Source organism: Flavobacterium sp. ST-158, assembly GCF_058309975.1.
In genome coordinates, this window is the sequence record NZ_JBZEEN010000011.1 from 58,928 (window position 1) to 80,649 (window position 21,722).

The 21,722-nt window shown below is 33.2% G+C and carries 22 protein-coding genes; 15 read left to right on the forward strand and 7 right to left on the reverse strand.

Going from position 1 to position 21,722, the window contains the following annotated elements; genetic code table 11:
- Positions 1 to 12 precede the first annotated feature (12 nt).
- The 3 genes from AC4FRF_RS15235 to AC4FRF_RS15245 all read right to left on the reverse strand — a co-directional run bounded on the left by AC4FRF_RS15235 (position 13) and on the right by AC4FRF_RS15245 (position 4,919).
- Positions 13 to 2,403 carry a 3-hydroxyacyl-CoA dehydrogenase/enoyl-CoA hydratase family protein gene (locus tag AC4FRF_RS15235; protein WP_491160732.1) on the reverse strand — a complete coding sequence of 797 codons (2,391 nt, stop codon included), beginning with the start codon at positions 2,401 to 2,403 and terminating at the stop codon, positions 13 to 15.
- 41 nt (positions 2,404 to 2,444) lie between these two features.
- Positions 2,445 to 2,897, reverse strand: coding sequence for a MarR family winged helix-turn-helix transcriptional regulator (locus AC4FRF_RS15240; protein ID WP_491160734.1), 453 nt, complete (start codon positions 2,895 to 2,897; stop codon positions 2,445 to 2,447).
- Between the two features lie 243 nt (positions 2,898 to 3,140).
- A complete protein-coding gene (locus AC4FRF_RS15245) occupies positions 3,141 to 4,919 on the reverse strand; it encodes an AMP-dependent synthetase/ligase (protein ID WP_491160736.1) in 1,779 nt (592 codons plus the stop codon).
- A 414-nt stretch (positions 4,920 to 5,333) separates the two neighbouring features.
- Between AC4FRF_RS15245 and katG the strand changes: the two genes are divergently transcribed.
- Positions 5,334 to 7,550, forward strand: coding sequence for a catalase/peroxidase HPI (gene katG / locus AC4FRF_RS15250; RefSeq protein WP_491160738.1), 2,217 nt, complete (start codon positions 5,334 to 5,336; stop codon positions 7,548 to 7,550).
- Positions 7,551 to 7,734: 184 nt separating this feature from the next.
- A complete protein-coding gene (locus AC4FRF_RS15255; protein ID WP_491160740.1) occupies positions 7,735 to 8,076 on the forward strand; it encodes a hypothetical protein in 342 nt (113 codons plus the stop codon).
- A gap of 75 nt (positions 8,077 to 8,151) precedes the next feature.
- On the opposite strand, the gene AC4FRF_RS15260 is transcribed toward AC4FRF_RS15255, so the two are convergent.
- The gene (locus AC4FRF_RS15260) at positions 8,152 to 8,778 is read right to left on the reverse strand and encodes a carbonic anhydrase (protein WP_491160742.1); all 627 of its coding nucleotides are present in this window, start codon (positions 8,776 to 8,778) and stop codon (positions 8,152 to 8,154) included.
- A gap of 230 nt (positions 8,779 to 9,008) precedes the next feature.
- On the opposite strand from AC4FRF_RS15260, the gene AC4FRF_RS15265 reads away from it, so the two are divergent.
- The gene (locus AC4FRF_RS15265; RefSeq protein WP_491160744.1) at positions 9,009 to 9,236 is read left to right on the forward strand and encodes a CDGSH iron-sulfur domain-containing protein; all 228 of its coding nucleotides are present in this window, start codon (positions 9,009 to 9,011) and stop codon (positions 9,234 to 9,236) included.
- A gap of 64 nt (positions 9,237 to 9,300) precedes the next feature.
- Here AC4FRF_RS15265 and AC4FRF_RS15270 read toward each other — a convergent pair whose 3' ends face one another.
- Entirely contained in the window at positions 9,301 to 11,163 is a 1,863-nt protein-coding gene (locus tag AC4FRF_RS15270; RefSeq protein ID WP_491160747.1) for an ABC-F family ATP-binding cassette domain-containing protein, read from the reverse strand.
- A gap of 58 nt (positions 11,164 to 11,221) precedes the next feature.
- Positions 11,222 to 12,244, reverse strand: coding sequence for a T9SS C-terminal target domain-containing protein (locus AC4FRF_RS15275; RefSeq protein WP_491160749.1), 1,023 nt, complete (start codon positions 12,242 to 12,244; stop codon positions 11,222 to 11,224).
- Positions 12,245 to 12,605: 361 nt separating this feature from the next.
- Here AC4FRF_RS15275 and AC4FRF_RS15280 point away from each other — a divergent pair, with 361 nt between their 5' ends.
- The 10 genes from AC4FRF_RS15280 to AC4FRF_RS15325 all read left to right on the forward strand — a co-directional run bounded on the left by AC4FRF_RS15280 (position 12,606) and on the right by AC4FRF_RS15325 (position 19,637).
- On the forward strand, positions 12,606 to 13,898 hold the full coding sequence (locus AC4FRF_RS15280) for a dihydrolipoamide acetyltransferase family protein (protein ID WP_491160752.1): 1,293 nt from the start codon (positions 12,606 to 12,608) through the stop codon (positions 13,896 to 13,898).
- Positions 13,899 to 14,014: 116 nt separating this feature from the next.
- Entirely contained in the window at positions 14,015 to 14,785 is a 771-nt protein-coding gene (locus AC4FRF_RS15285) for an exonuclease domain-containing protein (protein WP_491160754.1), read from the forward strand.
- A 90-nt stretch (positions 14,786 to 14,875) separates the two neighbouring features.
- A complete protein-coding gene (locus AC4FRF_RS15290; RefSeq protein ID WP_491160756.1) occupies positions 14,876 to 15,487 on the forward strand; it encodes a fumarylacetoacetate hydrolase family protein in 612 nt (203 codons plus the stop codon).
- Complete coding sequence (locus AC4FRF_RS15295) at positions 15,487 to 15,831, forward strand: Hpt domain-containing protein (protein ID WP_491160758.1); 345 nt, start codon at positions 15,487 to 15,489, stop codon at positions 15,829 to 15,831. Before AC4FRF_RS15290 ends, AC4FRF_RS15295 begins: the two co-directional genes overlap by 1 nt.
- Before the next feature lie 97 nt (positions 15,832 to 15,928).
- Complete coding sequence (locus AC4FRF_RS15300; RefSeq protein ID WP_491160760.1) at positions 15,929 to 17,182, forward strand: CinA family nicotinamide mononucleotide deamidase-related protein; 1,254 nt, start codon at positions 15,929 to 15,931, stop codon at positions 17,180 to 17,182.
- Between the two features lie 72 nt (positions 17,183 to 17,254).
- The gene (gene rpmB, locus AC4FRF_RS15305) at positions 17,255 to 17,491 is read left to right on the forward strand and encodes a 50S ribosomal protein L28 (RefSeq protein ID WP_035660225.1); all 237 of its coding nucleotides are present in this window, start codon (positions 17,255 to 17,257) and stop codon (positions 17,489 to 17,491) included.
- A 30-nt stretch (positions 17,492 to 17,521) separates the two neighbouring features.
- Positions 17,522 to 17,704 carry a 50S ribosomal protein L33 gene (rpmG, locus tag AC4FRF_RS15310; protein ID WP_011963553.1) on the forward strand — a complete coding sequence of 61 codons (183 nt, stop codon included), beginning with the start codon at positions 17,522 to 17,524 and terminating at the stop codon, positions 17,702 to 17,704.
- Positions 17,705 to 17,775: 71 nt separating this feature from the next.
- Positions 17,776 to 17,928 (forward strand): DUF4295 domain-containing protein, encoded by a 153-nt coding sequence (locus tag AC4FRF_RS15315; protein ID WP_081810544.1) that lies wholly within the window; start codon positions 17,776 to 17,778, stop codon positions 17,926 to 17,928.
- A gap of 127 nt (positions 17,929 to 18,055) precedes the next feature.
- Complete coding sequence (ftsY, locus tag AC4FRF_RS15320) at positions 18,056 to 19,009, forward strand: signal recognition particle-docking protein FtsY (RefSeq protein ID WP_491160767.1); 954 nt, start codon at positions 18,056 to 18,058, stop codon at positions 19,007 to 19,009.
- Between the two features lie 211 nt (positions 19,010 to 19,220).
- Positions 19,221 to 19,637: a hypothetical protein gene (locus AC4FRF_RS15325; protein WP_491160769.1), complete on the forward strand. Its 417-nt coding sequence runs from the start codon at positions 19,221 to 19,223 to the stop codon at positions 19,635 to 19,637.
- A gap of 1 nt (position 19,638) precedes the next feature.
- Here the strand turns inward: AC4FRF_RS15325 and AC4FRF_RS15330 are convergent, their stop codons facing one another.
- Entirely contained in the window at positions 19,639 to 20,709 is a 1,071-nt protein-coding gene (locus AC4FRF_RS15330) for a serine hydrolase domain-containing protein (RefSeq protein ID WP_491160771.1), read from the reverse strand.
- A 228-nt stretch (positions 20,710 to 20,937) separates the two neighbouring features.
- Between AC4FRF_RS15330 and AC4FRF_RS15335 the strand changes: the two genes are divergently transcribed.
- Together AC4FRF_RS15335 and AC4FRF_RS15340 are read left to right on the forward strand one after the other, a co-directional pair.
- Entirely contained in the window at positions 20,938 to 21,381 is a 444-nt protein-coding gene (locus AC4FRF_RS15335; protein ID WP_491160773.1) for a hypothetical protein, read from the forward strand.
- Positions 21,362 to 21,658, forward strand: a complete 297-nt coding sequence (locus tag AC4FRF_RS15340) for a DciA family protein (protein ID WP_491160775.1) — start codon at positions 21,362 to 21,364, stop codon at positions 21,656 to 21,658. Before AC4FRF_RS15335 ends, AC4FRF_RS15340 begins: the two co-directional genes overlap by 20 nt.
- Positions 21,659 to 21,722 lie beyond the last annotated feature (64 nt).

The following is a 21,722-nucleotide window of genomic DNA, read 5'->3' on the forward strand; positions in this document are numbered from 1 at the left end:
TTGGTTCTTAGACTAATTTCTCAAAGGTTTCCCCGCTTTTAACATATATTGAATGCGTTCCATTGTTTTTCTTTCGGTACAAAGTGATAAAAAGGCTTCTCTTTCTAAATCCAATAAATATTGTTCGGAAACTAATGTTGGTTCGGATAAATCGCCACCAGCCATAACGTAAGCTAGTTTATTGGCAATTTTTTTATCGTGTTCTGATATGTAGTTTCCAGCTACCATTTGATCAGTTCCTACTAAGAACATACCTAAGGCTTGTTTTCCTAATACTTTGATGTCATTTCTTCGAATAGGCTTAGTATAACCTGCTTCAGCCATTAGTAAAGCGTGTTTTTTAGCTTCTGCAATTTGGCGGTCTTTATTCACTACAATGATGTCTTTTCCATGTTGTAAAAGTCCTGTGTCAAAGGCTTCATAAGCAGAAGTCGATACTTTTGCCATAGCAATGGTCAGGAAATATTCCTGTAAAGTGTTTAATTCTACATCGTTTTTACGGAATAAATCAGAAGCTCTTAAAGTCAATTCTTTAGAACCACCTCCACCAGGAATGACTCCAACACCAAATTCCACTAATCCCATATAGGTTTCAGCTGCGGCAATCACTTTGTCGGCATGCAAACTCATTTCGCATCCGCCACCGAAAGTCATTCCGTGAGGAGCTACAACGACAGGAATGGAAGAATAACGCACACGCATCATTGTGTCTTGAAACATCTTGATTGCCATGTTTAATTCATCATATTCTTGTTCTACAGTCATCATGAAAATCATTCCAATATTAGCACCCACCGAAAAATTTGCAGCTTGATTTCCAATAACTAATCCTTCGTATTCTTTTTCGGCTAAATCAATTCCTTTGTTAATGGCTTGTAATACATCGCCACCAATGGTATTCATTTTTGACTTGAATTCAATATTCAAAATCCCGTCTCCTAAATCTTCGATGATAGCACCACTGTTACTCCACACTTTTTTGCTTTCGCGAATATTATTCAGAATAATAAAAGCATCTTGTCCTGGGACTTTTACCTGTGTTTTTTTCGAAATATCATAGAAATAAGAAGCGCCATCTTTTACAGTATAAAAACTGCTGTTTCCAGAAGCTAACATTTCATTTACCCATGGAGCAGGAGTATGACCTTCGGTTTTAATAATTTCGATTGCTTTTTCAACTCCTATAGCATCCCAGATTTCAAACGGTCCATTTTCCCATCCGAAACCCGCTTTCATAGCATCGTCTATTTTGTATAATTCATCTGAAATTTCAGGAACTCTATTGGAAACATAAGCAAATAACGCAGCGAAGCTTTTTCTATAAAATTCTCCTGCCTTATCCGTTCCTTTAATTAAAACTTTGAAACGATCAATAGGTTTATCGATAGTTTTTGTTAATTCTAAAGTTGCAAACGAAGCCTTCTTAGCTGCTCGATATTCTAAGGTGTTTAAGTCTAGAGAAAGGATGTCTTTGTCTACTTTTTTGTAGAAACCTTGTCCTGTTTTACTTCCAAACCATTTGTTTTCGACCATTTTGGTGATGAATTCCGGAAGTTTGAATAATTCATGTGCTTCATCTTCAGGACAGTTTTCATAAATTCCATTGGCAACATGAACTAAAGTATCCAAACCAACTACATCTACTGTTCTAAATGTAGCCGATTTTGGTCGCCCAATTACAGGTCCGGTTAATTTGTCAACTTCTTCAATGGTAAGATTCATTTCTTTGACCAAATGAAACAAACTTTGTATGCCAAAAACTCCGATTCTATTTCCAATAAAAGCGGGAGTGTCCTTAGCAACTACCGAAGTTTTTCCTAAGAATTTTTCACCATAATTGTTTAAGAAATCCAACACATCTGTTGCAGTTTTTGGCCCCGGAATAATTTCAAAAAGTTTTAAGTAACGCGCAGGATTAAAAAAGTGTGTTCCGCAAAAATGCTTCTGAAAATCTTCCGAGCGACCTTCGCTCATAAAATGAATAGGGATTCCCGAAGTATTTGAAGTCACAAGGGTGCCAGCTTTTCTAAATTGGTCAATTTGTTCGAAAACTAATTTTTTGATGTCCAAACGTTCGACAACCACTTCAATAATCCAATCCGTATCAGCTATTTTAGCGATATCATCTGTAGTATTTCCAGTGGTGATTCTGTTAGCAAACTTAGTACTGTAAATAGGAGAGGGTTTTGACTTTAATGAATTAGCCAAATGGTCATTTGCAATTCGGTTTCTAACCACTTTACTTTCCAACGTGAGTCCTTTTTTGCTTTCGGCTTCCGTGAGTTCTTTTGGGATAATATCCAAAAGTAGCACTTCGACACCAATGTTGGCAAAATGACAGGCAATTCCTGAACCCATGATTCCTGAACCAATTACGGCAACTTTTTTAATGGTACGTTTCATAACTTGTTACTCTTTTATTTTTTATCTGAATAATGTATCGTTTATTCGGTAGTTTCAGATGAGTTAAATATTTTTTTATCCTGAATTAATTGATTGATGGTTTCGGCAACTTCTATAAAATGTTCCCATTTTTCATTTGGGATATTTTCTCGAATAGTTTCATTGAACTGAATGACGGTGCTTTTAGATAAGGCTCTTTTTTCCTGACCATATTCTGTTAGATAAATTAAAACTCCTCGTCCGTCATTAGGATTTTTCTTTTTAACGATTAATCCTTTTTCCTCCATAGATTTTAAAGTACGCGTTAAGCTTGTAGGCTCCATTCCCATTTTTGGACCTAAAGCAGTCGATGGTGTTCCTTTTTCTTTGTCGATACTCAATAATACAAATCCTGTTGCCATGGTAGCGCCATATTTAGCCGCTTCCTCATTATACATTCTGGAAACCGCCTGCCAAGTTGCTCTTAAGATGTAATCGATAGTCTTGTTTTTCATACAGCATACGGATTAAGTTTCTCTCAAAAATGGAAGTGTATTTTTATCAAAATCATTTTATTTCAATATAATAATTGGTGATAATAATACTGTTCTTTCAAATATAAGAAAAAATTATATGCATGCATAATAAAAAACAGTTGTTTTTTTGTTAAAATAAAGTTTGTTGTATAAAAAAAGAGATGGTTTCATAATTAGAAAACCATCTCTTTTTTTAGCTTGAACTTGACCTAATCGAGTTGATTAAGTATGGTATATTTTTTGGAATAAATCTTTGTACTTTTCCAGTATGTTTTTACGTTTTAATTTTAAAGTTGGAGTCAGTTCGCCGCCATCAATAGACCAGGTTTCGGGAGTAAGTTCAAATTTTTTAATTTGTTCCCAATGTCCAAATTTTGGATTAATGGAATCAATTTCCTGTTGGATTCGGGCAATCACTTTTTCGTTCGTGCTGATTTCTTTTGGAGTTGTTCCCACATTGATTTTATTTTTCTTAGCCCATTCTTTTATAAAATCAAAATTAGGCTGGATAAAAGCCGCTGGCATTTTTTGTCCTTCACCAATAACCATAATTTGTTCTATAAAACGGGATTGTTTCATAGTGTTTTCAATAAGTTGAGGCGCAATGTATTTTCCGCCGGATGTTTTAAACATTTCTTTTTTGCGGTCAGTAATTTTTAGGAAACCGTCTTGATCCATGTTTCCAATGTCTCCCGTGTGGAAATAACCATCAGTGATAACTTCATTAGTCAAGGTTTCGTTTTTGTAATAACCCATCATTACATTTGGACCTTTGCAAAGTATTTCGCCGTCTTCGGCAATTTTTACTTCTACATTGTCGATTACTTTTCCAACGGTTCCAATTCTGAAACCATAATTTCTCATGTCATTCACCGCAATTACAGGAGAAGTTTCGGTTAAGCCATAACCTTCCATAACAGGAATTCCAGCGGCTGCAAAAATTCGAGACAATCTCGTTTGCAAGGCGGCACTTCCAGAAACCATAACTTCTAGTTTGCCTCCCAATCCTTCTTGCCATTTGCTAAAAATGAGTTTTCGGGCAATTTTAAGTTGGAATTCATACCAAAAACCATTGGCTCCGTAAGGTTCGTACCGCAATCCTAAATCGATAGCCCAAAAGAATAATTTCTTTTTGATACCGGTTAAATCCGCTCCTTTAGCATAAATTTTATCATATACTTTTTCAATTAACCTTGGAACAGCAGTGATTACAGTAGGTTGTACTTCTTTAATATTTTCGCCAATTTTTTCTATGCTTTCGCCAAAGTAAATCGATACACCGTAAAATTGGTACAAATACAAAACCATTCGTTCAAAAATGTGGCAAATAGGTAAAAAACTCAATGCACGACTTTGTCCAGCTTTAAATGGAATTCTAGGAGCACTACCTAAAACATTCGAAACAATATTTTGATGCGAAAGCATTACGCCTTTAGGGCTTCCTGTTGTTCCAGAAGTATAGATAATAGTAGCTAAATCATCTGTTTTAATGCTGTTTTTGCGCGCTTCTACTTCTTCTTGATTACTCTCATCTTCGCCAAGAAGTATTAATTCATTCCAGTTTTTACAATTTGAAATTGAATTGAAACTATAAATTTCTTTTAGATGCGGAACTTTATCTTGAATTGCTTTTATTTTATTGAATAATTCTTCATCAGATACAAAACAATAATTGGCTTCGCAATGATTTAAGATGTATTCGTAATCTTGTTCAGAAATGGTAGGGTAAATAGGGACTGATTGAGCGCCAGTTTGCAAAATACCTATGTCAACAATATGCCATTCCGTTCTATTGTTTGATGAAATAACAGCAATTTTATCGTCTTTTTTTATTCCCAATCTCAAGAGAGCTCTAGAGATACAATTAGCTTTTGCAATGTATTCTTGTGTAGATGTTTTGACCCAAACACCATTTTGCTTTGATACTAAAGCATCTGGAATTGAAATAAACTCATCTTGTTGATGGTATGGGAAATCAAAAATACGGGTTATTGATGTCATGCTTACAGTTTTTGAATGCTATGCAAAATATAAAAAAAATACCGAATTACATTTTTTTAAGGTATAAAAAAAACTGATTTTACTATTTTTTTAAGTTCTTCTAATTAGTAGTAAACTAAGTCTAACCTTGTAAATTATTTCAACCGCTTAGTTAATTGTTTTTTACTGTATTCTAAAGCCTAATAATGTACTAATCTGAGAATTTTAATGAGAAAACTATGTTTGTTTAAATTAATATAACTATTTGGTATTGAATAATTCGTTTATTATTTGGATTTTTTTTGCTAACTTAATCTCCTTTTTCAAGACTTGTTCGTTTTTTATTAAGATATAGTTTTTATCTATTAAAAACAATATTTTGATAAATGGATAGTTAGTACTTTAGCAATGCAACTTAAAAAAAAATAAATAATTATGGAAAATTCAAACAGTTCAAACGGTGGGGGTAAATGTCCATTTTCTAGTGGTATAATAAAACAAACGGCAGGTTCTGGTACAACCAATACTGATTGGTGGCCGAATCAGTTAAAATTAAATATTTTGCGTCAGCATGCTAATTTTTCTAATCCTATGGGAGAGGATTTTAATTATGCAGAAGCATTTAAATCACTTGATTTAGCAGCTGTAAAAAAAGATATTTATGATTTGATGACTTCCTCTCAAGATTGGTGGCCTGCAGATTATGGGCATTATGGACCGTTTTTTATTCGAATGGCATGGCATAGTGCGGGAACTTATCGTATAGCAGATGGTAGAGGAGGCGCAGGTTCTGGTTCGCAACGTTTTGCTCCATTAAACAGTTGGCCTGATAATGTGAATCTAGATAAAGCAAGATTGCTTTTATGGCCAGTAAAAAAGAAGTACGGAAGAAAAATTTCATGGGCTGATTTGATGATTTTAGCCGGAAATTGTGCCTTAGAATCTATGGGTTTAAAAACTTTTGGCTTTGCAGGTGGTCGTGAAGACATTTGGGAAACAGAACAAGATATTTATTGGGGAGCTGAAGGAAAATGGCTGGACGATCAACGTTATACAGGAGATCGTGAATTAGAAAATCCTTTGGCAGCGGTTCAAATGGGATTGATTTATGTAAACCCAGAAGGACCTAATGGAAATCCTGATCCAGTAGCTTCTGCAAAAGATATTAGAGAAACTTTTGGTAGAATGGCTATGAATGATGAAGAAACAGTGGCTCTAGTTGCTGGTGGACATACTTTTGGGAAAACACACGGAGCTGCCGATCCTAGTAAATATGTAGGTGCTGAACCAGCAGGAGCTGGTATTGAAGAGCAAGGTTTAGGTTGGAAAAACAGCTTTGGTACAGGAAGTGGAGAAGATACTATTTCTAGTGGCTTAGAAGGCGCTTGGACTACAACACCAACACAGTGGAGTAATAATTATTTTGAAAATTTATTTGGTTTCGAATGGGAGTTAAGTAAAAGCCCGGCAGGAGCACATCAATGGAAACCTAAAAATGGCGCAGGTGCAGGTACTGTTCCTGATGCGCACAATCCAGCTAAATCCCATGCACCAACGATGCTTACTGCCGATTTGGCTTTAAGATTTGATCCTATTTATGAAAAAATAGCAAGAAATTTTTATGAAAACCCAGGTCTGTTTGCGGATGCTTTTGCTCGTGCATGGTATAAGCTTACACACCGTGATATGGGACCTATAGCGCGTTATCTTGGACCAGAGGTTCCTAAAGAAGAACTGATTTGGCAAGACCCAATTCCAGCAGTAACTCATAAATTAATTGATAATGGTGATGTAGCTGCTCTGAAAACTAAAATTCTTGATTCAGGCTTGTCAATAGCAGAATTGGTTTCTACCGCTTGGGCTTCTGCATCTACTTTTAGGGGGTCTGACAAACGAGGAGGTGCTAATGGGGCTCGTATTCGATTAGCTCCACAAAAGGACTGGGAAGTGAATAATCCAAATCAATTGGCTAAAGTGATTTCTAAATTAGAATCTATTCAAGCCGATTTTAATAAAAGGCAAACTGATGGGAAGAAAGTTTCTCTAGCTGATTTGATTGTTTTAGGTGGTTGCGCAGCAATTCAAAAAGCAGCTTCTAATGCAGGATATAGAATAGAAGTTCCTTTTACTGCCGGTAGAAATGATGCTTCTCAAGAACAAACGGATGTAGAATCATTTGCAGTTTTAGAACCTATTGCAGATGCATTTCGTAATTATATGAAAACAGCATACACAATTTCAGCCGAAGAATTATTGATTGACAAAGCACAGTTAATGACACTTTCTGTTCCAGAATTGACAGTGCTAATGGGAGGGATGCGAGTTTTGAATACCAATTTTGATCAATCTAAATATGGTCAATTTACGGCCAATTTGGAAGCATTAAGCAATGACTTTTTTGTGAACTTATTGGATTTTGATACTACTTGGAAAGCAACTTCACCATCGCAGGATGTTTTTGAAGGTCACGACCGTAAATCTGGGGAATTGAAATGGACTGCTACCCGTGTGGATTTGATTTTTGGGTCCAATTCTGAATTAAGAGCTATTGCTGAGGTTTATGGATGCGCTGATTCAGGAGAAAAGTTTGTGAAAGATTTTGTGACTGCTTGGGATAAAGTGATGAATTTAGATCGTTTTGATTTGGTTTAAAAGGTAAACTAAAATTACCAAATAAAGAAAGCTCTCAAAAAAGTAAAACAATTTTGAGGGCTTTTTTGTCTTTAAGCTTGTATGAAGATGTTAATCGTGTAAATCTCTATTGAAATTGTATAATATATTTTAGCGAGTTTGGAGTTAATTTTGTAAAAGACAAGAACCCCAAAAAATATTCGAAATGGAAAATAAAGATAAAAAAGCCAGAAAATATAATTTAGAAGAGGCTACCAAAGAAAATGATTTGTCGAATCCCCACGATATTCTAATTCAAAATATTATCATTGCTAACAAAGGGGGCGCTACTTTAACGAATGAAGAAATTGCAGCTCAAGGTTTTTCGGTTAGAGGAGGACATAATCCAAACAAATCCAATCCCTATACAAAATCGGCTCAGGAAATATCCGATATAGAAGGATTTAATGATTTTGAAGCAGATGATTATAATCTAAAGAATCCATCAGAATCGTATAAAAATTTCAATGAAACAGAAGATGCTTTAGAAGCAATTGATGATGAGTAAAGTTGAAAATAAAATTCCCGTCTAGTTTTGCCGAACAAGACGGGAATTTTTATTGTAACAAAACTCAGGATTGAGTTAAACTATTTTATAAATTTTGGTAATATCTTTTAAGATTTCTTCAAAATCTATTTTTAGGTCTATTAATTCACCAGAGTGAATGTCAAAAATCCATCCGTAAACTTTTAGATTTCTTTCGTTGTTTGCCTTTTGTACTTCGGCAGTTTTAATTACGTTAATACATTGTTCTTGAACATTTAATTCAACCAGTCTTTTGTATTTTTCATTTTCATCCTTAATAGCATCAAGCTCTTTTCTATGGATTCGATACACATCTCTAATGTTTCTTAACCAAGGATTTAGAATTCCTAAATCAGATTGTTGCATAGCTGCAAGAACACCACCACAACCATAATGACCGCAAACTACAATGTGATTTACTTTTAAGCTAGTAACCGCATAATTGATAACAGACATTGAATTTAAGTCGGTGTTAGGAACCATATTAGCAATGTTTCTGTGGACAAAAACTTCCCCTGGTTGTAAGCCCATCACTTCTTCGGCAGTTACACGACTATCAGAACAACCAATATATAGGATTTCAGGAGATTGTCCCGCCCCTAATTTGTCAAAATAAGTTTCATCTGTTTGCAACTGTTTAGCAATCCACTTTTTGTTGTTTTCAAAAATTTGTTTGATATCCATGTTTTTTAATTTTAGTTCAAATATACTGTGTAATTTTAATGAAAAAAAGAACTGTATTGAAATCTCACAAAAAAGACCTCACATTTTAAGATTGTCAAAATTTTTAAGTGCTTTTATAAGCAACTAAAATATATTGAATATAAATTAGGTTCCTAGATTTTAAAATTGGAAGTATAATTTGAGCATTTGGGATATATTTTGCAATCTTTGAACTCAAAAATAAAACAGCTATGAGTAAGACAAAACTAATAATTAATAATAACGGTTCTATAAAAATTGAAGGTGATTTCGAAATTATAGATTGTGATGGAAAAGTGTATGGATTGGAAGGAAGAACAGCTTTAGGACTTTGTCGTTGTGGACTTTCTTCAAACAAGCCTTTTTGTGATGGTTCGCATCGCAATAATTTTTTGCATGAACCAAAGGCATTTGATTTGCCTCCAATGAAAACTAAATAAATTGTCATATTTATACAAAAAAAGCTGCATCAATTGCAGCTTTTTTTCTTGTATAATAAAAGAATTATCCTTCCATTTTAGCTGAAAGCTCAAACCAGCGTTCTTCTTTAGCTTCAATTTTGGCAATGATGTTTTCTAATTCTTTAGCTTTTTTCTCGATGTCGGCGTCGGCAACTTTACCATCTGAAAAAAGTTGTTCGATTTTAGCTTTATCGATCTCTAAATCTTTAATTTCTTTCTCAATTTTTTGAAATTCTTTTTGCTCGTTGAATGTTAGATTTCCAGTTGGATTTTTTTGTTTCCATTCTTTCTTTTCGGCTTTGTTTTCTTCTTTTTGTGCTACATCAGCACTGTCTTCATAAGCTCTGAAATCCGAATAGTTTCCAGGGAAATTTTCAACGACACCCTGACCTCTAAAAATGAATAAGTGGTCTACAATTTTATCCATAAAATAACGGTCGTGCGAAACTACTAATAAGCATCCGGGATAATCTAAAAGGAAACTTTCCAGTACATTTAGGGTTACAATATCCAAATCGTTTGTAGGTTCATCCAGAATCAAGAAGTTAGGATTTTGAATCAAAACCGTACATAAATACAAACGTTTTAATTCGCCACCACTTAATTTATCTACAAAATCGTATTGTTTTTTAGCATCAAAAAGGAAACGCTCTAATAACTGAGAAGCCGAAATAATTCTTCCTTTTGCCAAAGGAATAAATTCGCCATATTCTTTTATAATATCAATAACGCGTTGTCCTGGTTTTGGGTTGATTCCACTTTGTGTGTAGTATCCAATTTTTATAGTTTCTCCTTTAACCACTCTTCCAGAATCTAAAGGCAGTGTTCCGGTAAGTAAGTTCAAGAAGGTTGATTTTCCAGTTCCGTTTTTTCCAATAATTCCAATGCGTTCGCCACGTTGAAAATCAAAACTAAAATCATCCAGAATAATACGGTCTTTGAATTTCTTAGAAATCTTATGAAGCTCGATAATCTTACTTCCCATACGTTCCATATTGATTTCCAGTTCCACTTTATTCTCTTTACGGCGACTTTGTGCTTTTTCTTTGATGATATAAAAATCATCCTGACGGGATTTAGATTTGGTTGTTCGCGCTTTTGGCTGGCGACGCATCCATTCTAATTCTTTAACGAATAAATTTTGAGCTTTATCAATACTGGCATTTTCTGAGGCAATACGCTCTTCTTTTTTTTCTAAATAATAAGAGTAATTTCCTTTGTATTGGTATAGTTTTCCGTTATCTAATTCTAAAATTTCATTACACACACGCTCTAAGAAAAAACGGTCGTGCGTAACCATAAACAAAGTGATGTTTTCTTTAGCAAAATAAGATTCTAACCATTCAATCATTTCTAAATCCAGATGATTGGTAGGTTCGTCAAGAATCAATAAGTCGGGACGGTTAATCAGAATAATCGCCAGAGAAAGACGTTTTTTTTGTCCACCGGAAAGATTTTTTACTTTTAGTTTAAAATCTTCCAGTTTTAATTTGAACAAAATTTGTTTGTATTGGGTTTCAAAATCCCAGGCATTGTGCTGATCCATAGCATCAAAAGCTTTTTGGTAGGCTTCTTCATCTTCTGGATTTTCTAATGCTTTTTCGTATTGTTCAATTACTTTCAGGGTTTCATTGTCTGATGCAAAAATACTTTCTTCAATGGTTAATTCGTCTTGCAAATTATTGTCTTGCGAAAGAAACGCCATGCGGATGCCTTTTCTTAAAACTACTTGCCCTGTATCAGGTTCGTCTAAACCATTGATAATACTCATAATAGTGGTTTTTCCAGAACCGTTCTTGGCAATAAAGGCAATTTTTTGGTCTTTGTTAATTCCGAAAGAAATGTTATCAAACAGTGTTCTTTCACCAAAAGATTTGGATATATTTTCGACAGATAAATAATTCACAGTTGTAATTTTTTTGGCAAAAGTAAACTATTAAACGACTAATTACGAATTGTTTGTTTTAATCCTTTTTGAATTTATTCAAATAATGCGATAAATAGCTACTCAAATCCAGCTGATGTAATTTTTGAGGGACATTGATAAATGGTTTTCTTTTAAAACTTTCATTGGTAAGGTAATATTGTAATCCGTCTTGAGAGCTGATACCTTCTATTTGGTGAAAGCGAAGTTTTAATTTAATTTTTCTTTTATTTCCGGATAAAAAATTATGGTTTTTAAAGTCGTATAAAAGATAAATAAAGCTTTTTCCCGTTTTAGTATAACCACAAAGTGCTATTAGTTTTTTATCTTCTAGATAGACCGCATCAGTTACGAGGCCTTTGACATCAAGAGTTTGTTTGTATTGAGCAATATGTTTTCCAGGTTTTTTAGGCAGTACATAAATGTTTGATTTTTTATCACTCCACTGTTTACTGAATAGATAAATACTGTCTTTAGAAACTATAAAAGCTTCACAATCAAAGTTGGTTGTGTTAGGAATGGTTTGAGAGAAATCAGTTTGATCAGCATAAGAAAAAGAGATGGTGTCAATTACAGGAGTATTTAGCAAGAAAGATTTTTTCTCAATTCTTAAAACATGTAAATCGATGCGATTTCCCCTGTAATTATTTCCAAAATCGCCTATATATAGGTAGCTGCTGTCTTGCGAAATCGCCTCCCAGTCTGTATTGATAACTTTTTCGAGTTTGATTTGCTTTTTAATTTCGCCTAAAGTATCTAATCCGTAAATGTTGGTATCGGTATCATCGTTATGAGTCCATAATAAAGTGTCAAAGACGATTAAACCTGATGTTTCTACAATAGTATCACTGAGTTTTTTTGAAAAAAGAGGCTTTATTTTTTTATTCTTATATTGACAACTTCCGTCATTAAGGGTTGCCTGTGGATTGTAATTTTTGGATAAAGGGTCTGTACAACCAGAAATTTGAGATTGGATTTGGCTAATGAAAAATAGAAAAAGTAATAAGAATATTTTTTTCAACGGATACAATAATTTAAAAACGAATGCTTTATTATACTTCAAAAGTAAGCGATTTTTATGAATTGATTATTTAATTATCATTAAGAGAAGTTTTCCTTTTTTTTGAAAAAATGACTACTTTTAGAAGTGAGAAAGAAAATAAAACGTGGCTTTTTCCACGGTCAATGGGGTTTTTAAGGTTGGTTTATTGTAAAAAATAGCCGTTTACTTTACTGTGATTTTTATCGAATTAGTAAAAAACGTAGTATTTACCAATTGATTTTTATTAATATGTATATTATTGGTTTGAAAATGAGTTGCTTGTTATAATTAATACAGGAAAGCTACATTTAATATAATTTATGTTTTAAGAATTTAGTAATTTCGCAAACAGAAAATAAAAACTACCTTTTAGGTTAACAATATGGCAAGATTCGAATTAAAGCTTCCAAGAATGGGAGAAAGTGTCGCAGAAGCAACCATTACAAACTGGTTAAAGCAAGTAGGCGATAAAATTGAAGCCGATGAAGCAGTGCTAGAAGTTGCTACCGACAAAGTGGATAGTGAAGTTCCTAGTGAGGTTTCGGGTGTTTTAGTAGAACAATTGTTTTCAAAAGATGATTTGGTTGAAGTAGGGCAAACTATTGCAATTATTGAAATTGAAGGGGAAGATGATGTGGTTGAGGTTCAGGAAACAGTAGCTCCGGAAATAATTGAAGAAGTAGCAAAATCGGTTGAAATAGCAAAAGAAAGTGTTGCAGTTCCAGTAATTTCAAATAGTGGTTCAGAAAAATTCTTTTCGCCTTTAGTGAAAAATATTGCTGTTGCCGAAGGAATTGGTCAAGCAGAGTTGGAACAAATTCCTGGTACAGGTAACGAAGGAAGAGTGACTAAGAATGATATTTTAGAATATCTTAAAAATAGAACTAGTGTAACTCCGGTAGAAATAGTAAAAGAAGAAGTTGTTGCAGTCCCTTTAAAAACAACTGCTCCTGTTTCAGTAAATGGTGGAGATGAAATTGTGGAAATGGACAGAATGCGCAAGCTTATTGCGGGATATATGATTTCTTCTCAACAAACATCAGCTCATGTATATTCTTTTATAGAAGTAGATGTTACCAATATTGTAAAATGGCGTGACAAGCATAAAAATGAATTTGAAAAAAGAGAAGGAGAAAAGTTGACTTTTACGCCTATTTTTATGGAAGCTGTTGCTAAGGCTTTGAAAGATTATCCAGGGATGAATATTTCGGTTGATGGTGATTATATTATCAAAAAGAAGAATATCAATTTAGGTATGGCGGCAGCTTTGCCTAATGGAAATTTGATTGTTCCAGTAATCAAAAATGCCGATCAGCTGAATTTAGTTGGAATGGCAAAAGCGGTGAATGATTTAGGAAATCGTGCTAAACAAGGCAAGTTAAAACCCGATGATACAAAAGGAGGAACATACACAGTAACTAATGTAGGTTCTTTTGGTAGTGTATTTGGTACTCCTATTTTGAATCAGCCGGAAGTAGGTAGTCTGGCACTGGGGACTATTCGAAAAGTTCCTGCAGTTATTGAAACTCCGGAAGGAGATTTTATAGGAATTAGACAAAAAATGTTTTTAAGTCATGGTTATGATCATCGCGTTATTGATGGTGCTTTAGGTGGTATGTTTGTCAAAAGAGTAGCCGAATATTTAGAGGCTTTCGATGTTACAAGGACAATATAATATTAAAAGTATAAATGAAATGCCCGAGAGTTTTTAAAGAACTCTCGGGTTTTCTTTTTTAAACTCTTGTTTAAATTAATTTCAAACCTTTATATTTGTCATCATATATTATAAAAATGGAATTAAAACTCAATAGACCTATCTGCTTTTTTGATCTTGAAACTACTGGGATTGATATAGGAAAAGACCGAATTGTAGAAATATCAATATTTAAAGTTTTTCCAAACGGAAATAAAGAAAGTAAAACTTGGTTAGTGAATCCTACGATTCCTATTCCGCCACAAACAACGGCTGTTCATGGAATTACCGATGAAAAAGTGGCTAATGAACCTACTTTTAAGGAATTAGCACCTCAGGTGTATCAAATGATTAAAGACAGTGATTTGGCAGGATTTAATTCAGATCGTTTTGATATTCCGCTTCTTGCAGAAGAATTGCTTCGTGCAGGAGTCGATTTTGATATGAAAAACAGAGTTTCAGTTGATGTTCAGACTATTTTTCATAAAAAAGAAGAGCGTACTTTGAGTGCTGCTTTAAAATTTTATTGTGGTCAAAGTTTAGAAAACGCCCATTCAGCTGAAGCAGATACGATGGCAACTTACGAAATTTTGAAAGCACAGTTAGAGCGTTATCCTGATTTAGAAAACGACATGAAATCATTGTCCGAATTTACAACAAGAAAGAAAATTGCTGATTTTGCAGGAATGATTGCTTTTGATAAGGATGGTGATGAGATCTTTGCTTTTGGAAAACACAAGGGAGTAAAAGTAGATGCTATTTTAGAAAAAGAACCAGGTTATTTTAGTTGGGTTCAAAATGCTGATTTTCCTTTGTATACTAAAAAAGTCTTGACAGCTATTAAATTAAGAAAGTTAAATACGAAATAAGGTTCTGAGATTCTAAGTTTCTAAGTCGCTGAGGTTTTCTCAAAGTTGCTTAGTCTCTTAGTGACTTAGCAACTTAGTAACTCAAGAAAAATGAAAATAATTTGTATCGGCCGGAATTATGCAAATCATATTGAAGAATTGCAAAATGAACGACCAACAGAACCAGTGATTTTTATCAAGCCAGATTCGGCTATATTGCTGAAACAACATCCTTTTGTAATACCTGAATTTTCAGAAGATGTACAGCATGAAGTTGAGGTAATTGTTAAAATTAATAAGGTAGGAAAGTATATTGATGCAAAGTTTGCTCATAAATATTATGATGAGATAAGCGTTGGAATCGATTTTACGGCAAGAGACTTACAAAATGAATTAAAATCCAAAGGCTTGCCGTGGGAAAAAGCCAAAGCTTTTGATGGTTCGGCAGTAATAGGTGATTTTTTACCAAAAGAACAGTTTGGTTCATTAGAAAATCTTACTTTTGAATTAAAGAATAATAATCAAACCGTTCAGGAGGGTAATGTGAATAGGATGTTGTGGAAAATTGATGAGCTTATTGCTTATGTTTCGCAATATTTTACCTTAAAAATAGGTGATATTATTTTTACAGGAACTCCAAAAGGAGTAGCTACCGTACAACCAAATGATGTTTTGGAAGGATATTTAGAAGGACAAAAACTATTTAGAATACAAATAAAATAATGGCTTTAAATTATAACCTAGCAAAAGTGTATGCAATCTCTGATAATGATCAGGAGTTTGTAAACGAAATTCTAACCTTGTTCGTAAATGATGTTCCAGAAGATTTGGCGCAAATAAAAGAAGGTATAAAGAAGAAAGATCATAAGCATGCCTATGCTTATGCACATAAAATCAAACCAACATTAGATTTGTTGGGGATGACTGTAGCGTTTGAGGAAATTCTAGAAGTAGAAGCTTGGACTAAAGCAGAAGGAAAGCGTAAAGATATTGAACATACGTTTGATAGTATAAAATCGCAAGTGAAAGAAGCAATTAAAGAAATTAAAAAAGACTTTGATTTGTAAGTAACTCTTTTTTAAATAAACAACAATAAGAATCAACATTCAAATTTTTTGGATGTTGATTTTATTTTATAAGGAACTTAAATTTTCAGCATACTAAATGAAAGCAACCATTGTTACTATAGGAGATGAGATTTTAATTGGTCAAATTATTGATACCAATTCTGGATTTATTGCAAAATCACTGGATAAAATAGGGGTAGAAATCAATGAGATGATTTCTATAAGTGACGACAAACAACATATTCTGGATACTTTTGCAAAACTACAAAATAAGGTTGATCTTGTAATTATAACAGGTGGGCTTGGGCCAACAAAAGATGATGTTACTAAAAAAACTTTTTGCGATTATTTTGAAGATGAATTAATAGTGAATCAAGCAGTATTGAAACATGTTACGCAATTAATAGAAGGTTTTTATAAACGTACAATTACCCAAATCAATAAAGATCAAGCATTAGTTCCTTCCCGTTGTACGGTTCTTCATAACCAAGTAGGAACAGCTCCAGGTATGTGGATGAAAAAAGAAAATACGGTCTTTGTTTCTTTGCCAGGAGTTCCGTTTGAAATGAAATATTTGGTAGAAAATGAGATTATCCCAAAAGTGGTTAAAGAGTACAATCGACCATATATTTTACATAAAACCATTTTAACTTATGGTCAAGGGGAGAGTATGGTGGCGGAACGAATTGAAGATTGGGAAAACAATTTACCTGAATTTATTAAGTTAGCTTATTTACCTGCTCCGGGAAGAGTGCGTTTACGACTTACAGCTAGAGGAAAAGATAAGGAATTATTAGAGCAAGCCATTGCATCATGTGTAGTTTCTTTAGATGCGATAATCAATGATATTATTGTGGGATTTGAAGAAGATGAAACCTTAGAGGTTTTAGTGGGTAAAATGTTAACTAAGCAAGAAAAAACAGTTGCAACGGCTGAGAGTTGTACGGGAGGTCAAGTAGCAGCAAGTTTAGCATCGGTGGCTGGTGCTTCAAAATATTTTAAAGGAAGTGTGGTTTCTTATGCTACTGAAACTAAGGTAAATGTACTAGGTGTTTCTGAAAAACTAATTGAAGAACACTCAGTTGTAAGTGCCGAAGTGGCTACAGCAATGGCTTTGAATGTTAAGAAATTGATGAATACGGATTATGCAATTGCAACAACTGGAAATGCTGGTCCGACAAAAGGAGCTGAAAAAGCTCAATTGGGAAGTGTTTTTATTGCGTTAGCTACTCCAAATGAGGTAATTGTAGAAGAGTTTAATTTTGGTCAACCCCGTGAAAAAGTGATAGATAGAGCATTGATTAAGAGTTTAGAAATACTAAAGAAAGAAATTTTTAAAAATGTCTTGTAATTTTTTTGTTTGAACCGTTTATTTTTCTTTTCTTTGCACCCTGATTTTGAATAACGATAAAAGTAAAGTATAATGTCAAGAGTTTGTGACCTTACAGGTAAAAGAGCGATGGTAGGAAATAACGTTTCTCACGCTATGAATAAAACTAAGAGAAAGTTTTCTGTAAACTTAGTTAAAAAGCGTTTTTATCTTCCAGAAGAAGATAGATGGATTACTCTTAGAGTAGCAGCATCTACGATAAAAACAATTAATAAAAATGGAATTGACGCTGTTTTGAAAAAAGCACAGTCACAAGGATTTATTAAATAATTCTTTATTCCTAAATAAATATATAGCAAGATGGCAAAGAAAGGTAATAGAATCCAAGTAATTTTAGAATGTACTGAACACAAAGCTTCAGGTGTTGCTGGTACTTCAAGATACATAACAACTAAGAACAAAAAAAATACTCCAGACAGATTAGAAATTAAAAAATTCAATCCTGTTTTGAAGAGAGTAACTGTTCACAAAGAAATTAAGTAATAATTAGATATTTTAGTTCAATTTCTAATATTGTGTTAGGAATTAATTAAAATTCAAATAACATTTGAATCATGGCAAAGAAAACCGTAGCATCGTTACAAACATCTTCTAAGAGATTATCAAAAGCCATCAAAATGGTTAAGTCTCCAAAAACTGGCGCATATACTTTCGTTGAAACTATTATTGCTCCTGAATTAGTTGATGAATTCTTGAAAAAGAAATAATTCATAAAAGAATATATAGAAAAGCTACTTTCTTCAGGAAGTAGCTTTTTTATTTTCTATATTTACTCTTTGAAAGTTGTATTAGTTAGATTTTACTAATTCGCTTATTATTAATACTGTATACGCAATGAGTTTTTTTAAAAGAATATTTTCTACAGAAAAAAAAGAGACATTAGATAAAGGTCTTGAAAAAACAAAAACTACTTTCTTCTCAAAGCTAAGTAAGGCAGTTGTAGGAAAGTCTAAGGTTGATGATGATGTTTTGGATAATTTAGAAGAAATTCTGGTTTCTTCTGATGTAGGTGTTGATACTACTTTAAAAATTATTACTCGTATAGAAAAGCGTGTTTCTGAAGATAAATATTTAGGTACTTCTGAATTAAACCAAATTCTACAGGAAGAAATTGCCTCTTTATTATCTGAAACGAATACTGGTGAAGCTACCGAATTTGTTATTCCAGTTAATATTAAACCTTATGTTTTAATGGTAGTGGGGGTTAATGGAGTTGGAAAAACAACTACTATTGGTAAACTAGCTTATCAATTTAAAAAACAAGGATACAAAGTGGTTCTTGGTGCTGCCGATACTTTTAGAGCAGCCGCTATTGATCAATTACAAATTTGGGCTGATAGAGTAGATGTTCCTATTGTAAGACAAAATATGGGTTCTGACCCTGCATCTGTTGCGTTTGATACATTACAATCTGCAGTGGCTCAGGATGCTGATATTGTAATTATTGATACAGCTGGACGTTTGCATAACAAAGTTAATTTGATGAATGAGTTGTCTAAAGTAAAACGTGTAATGCAAAAGGTGGTTGCCGATGCTCCGCATGATGTATTGCTTGTTTTGGATGGTTCAACCGGTCAAAATGCTTTTGAGCAGGCCAAACAATTTACTGCAGCAACCGAAGTAACTTCATTAGCAGTTACCAAATTAGACGGAACGGCTAAAGGTGGAGTTGTGATTGGAATTTCAGACCAATTTCAAATTCCTGTCAAATACATTGGAGTCGGTGAAGGAATTGAAGACTTACAAGTCTTTAATAAATTTGAATTTGTCGATAGCTTCTTTAAATAAAAAATTTATTCGATGAAAAATATTAGTCCTATTTATCTTTATATGATGAGTGTGGTATGTTTTGTTGTTGCTAATATTATTAGAGAGCAATTCTTGATTTTATACTATATTTTATTAGTTTTGGGTATTGTTCTTTTCGTGTTAGGTTTTAAAAAAAGGATTAATAACAAATAAGAATACTATAAAAGTCTTTGTTAGTAAATGATATTCTATGAAAAAGACTGCTTTTAAATATGTTTTGAATATGAAAGCTCCAAAGATAATATTGTGGTGTTATCTTATTTGGTATTTTTCTATGATGTCCATTTACTTCGAAGCATCTTTAAAACTTTGGACTAGTGCACTAGGAATTTCTTTTATTATAGGTTTTGCTCTTATTTTATCTACTTCTCAGCAAGGAATTCATCAGGATGTCTGGATAAAAATCAGACTTTTTTTATTTCCATTTTGTGTTTCCAGTTATTCTGCTACAATTAAAGGACATGATTTTATTCTTCTTTTTCCAAATAATAGCACACATTTATTAATTGGAATTCTCAATTGTACAATCTTTGTAGTTCTAATATGGATTATCAAGCGATTGTATAAATTCTCTAAGAAAGAAGCTTTAAATCAATTGGCTAATTAGTTTAATTATTAGTCAAAGCATTTATTTTCTCCCATAAAACATTATCAAAATCTGATAAAGCCAAATTAACATTATCGGCTGCTTCCCCCATTCTAATGACTACCATTTTTTTACTAGGAATTACATAAATTTTTTGATCATTTTTCCCAAGTGCCATAAACATATCATTAGGTCCATTAGGAATTATACTTCCTGGGAATTGCAGTTGAGTTTGTGGTAAATGGTAACTGCTTTTTCCGTTTAACCACCAAAGATAACCGTATCCTAAATTAATGTTTTGTGATGTTGAAGTTGCTGTGTTGAAAAAGGCTTCATTTAAGATGGTATTGTTTTCCCATTTTCCTTTGTTTAATATTAACAATCCAAAGCGAGCCATACTTCGAGTGGTACTAAAATACACCATGTTATTGTCTAATGGTAGCCAGACTCCATTCATCCCAATTTTGTCTCGAAGTCTTGAATTGAAATAATTATTCCAAGTTTGTCCTGTAGCTTGGGAAATTACATCTTGCAGTTTTACATACACATTATGATATGCCCAACGTGTTCCAGCATCGGCTTTGTAGGTTAGGCTAGAAGGTGAAACATTATCGCCATTAGCAATGTCTTCAATTCCGGAAGTCATGGTGAGGAGGTGCTTACAAGTGATCAGGTTTTCTTTTTCTAAGGTTTCAGAAGTCCATGCTGTTCCTATATAATCAGATACTTTATTATTGGTATTGATAAAGCCTTCCTGCTCAGCAATTCCGGTAAGGGTAGATGTCAAGGTTTTTCCAGCACTTGCCCAATACCAATTGGTTGTTGCCGAATGTCCATTGAAATAATTTTCCATGACAATGCGTCCGTTCACTAAAATTATAAAAGATTTAGAATGTTTTAATTCTAAATAATCTAATAATGGTTGGACTGCTTCTTGTTTCCAGCCTAAATTACTAATGGATTTTGTTTCCCAATTATTTCCGTTAATGGGAGGAAAATACATGTTTTCTGAAGTTGCTATATCTGGTTTTGAATCAGGACTACAGTTGACAAACAGAAAAAAACTCAGTAGGTAAAAAAGTGTTTTGTACATGGTTTGGCAGTTTAAAGTGTAACTCCTTTAAGACCAAAATTATATAAAATAGTTTAAGTTGGTCTTTATTTTTTAGCTAAGTTAAGTTTAATACGCTTAACTTTGTTTGAGAAACAAAATGTATTTTTGTTTCGAATTATTAGCCCTGATGGTAGTGGCATCCTTTTATGCCGGGGTTCGGCATGAAAGATATAGCGAACAGCAGGTACATGCTTTTAAAAAAAAATAATGATGAAAAATAGTTTGAAAATTCTTTTTGTATGCTTGTTTTTAGTGTCTTGCCAACAAAAAATTACTCCTGAAGATATCCATAAGTTAAATGGGTATTGGGAAATTGAGAAGGTAACTTTTAAGGAAGGTGAGGACAAGGAGTATAAAATGAATGAGAATTTTGATTATTTTGAAATTGCAAATAACAAAGGAATTCGCCGAAAAGTAAGACCTCAATTTAATGGGACATTTTTATTTAATGAAGATTTTGAAAATGTAAAGGTGAGGTTTGAAAATGAGCAAGTTTTTTTAGATTATTCTACTCCTTATGCTAAATGGACAGAAGAGTTAATTAAACTAACAGATGATGAAATGTGTATTAAAAACGATCAAAACAAAGAATACGAATATAAAAAAGCAGGACCAATTAATTTATTGAAAGATGGCGAAGAGACTAAATAATGAAAGTACTGTAGGTGATGTTTTAAAGCAAATTATTCAGGTTAATAAGTTGCAATCAGGTATGGATGGCATCAATGTTAAGGAAGCTTGGCAGAATTTAATGGGGAATGGCGTGAATAGTTATACAAGAAATGTGGTTTTGAAAGGAAGTACTTTGTATGTGGAGTTAACCTCTTCGGTTTTAAGAGAGGAATTAAGTCACGGAAAGTCGAAAATTATTAAAATGATTAATGAAGAATTACGTCGTGATGTTGTGAAAGACGTGGTTTTGAGATGATTACAGATTTTCTAAATTAGAAGGCAGATTTCAGTTTGCAGAAAGCAGTAAAAAATCCCATATC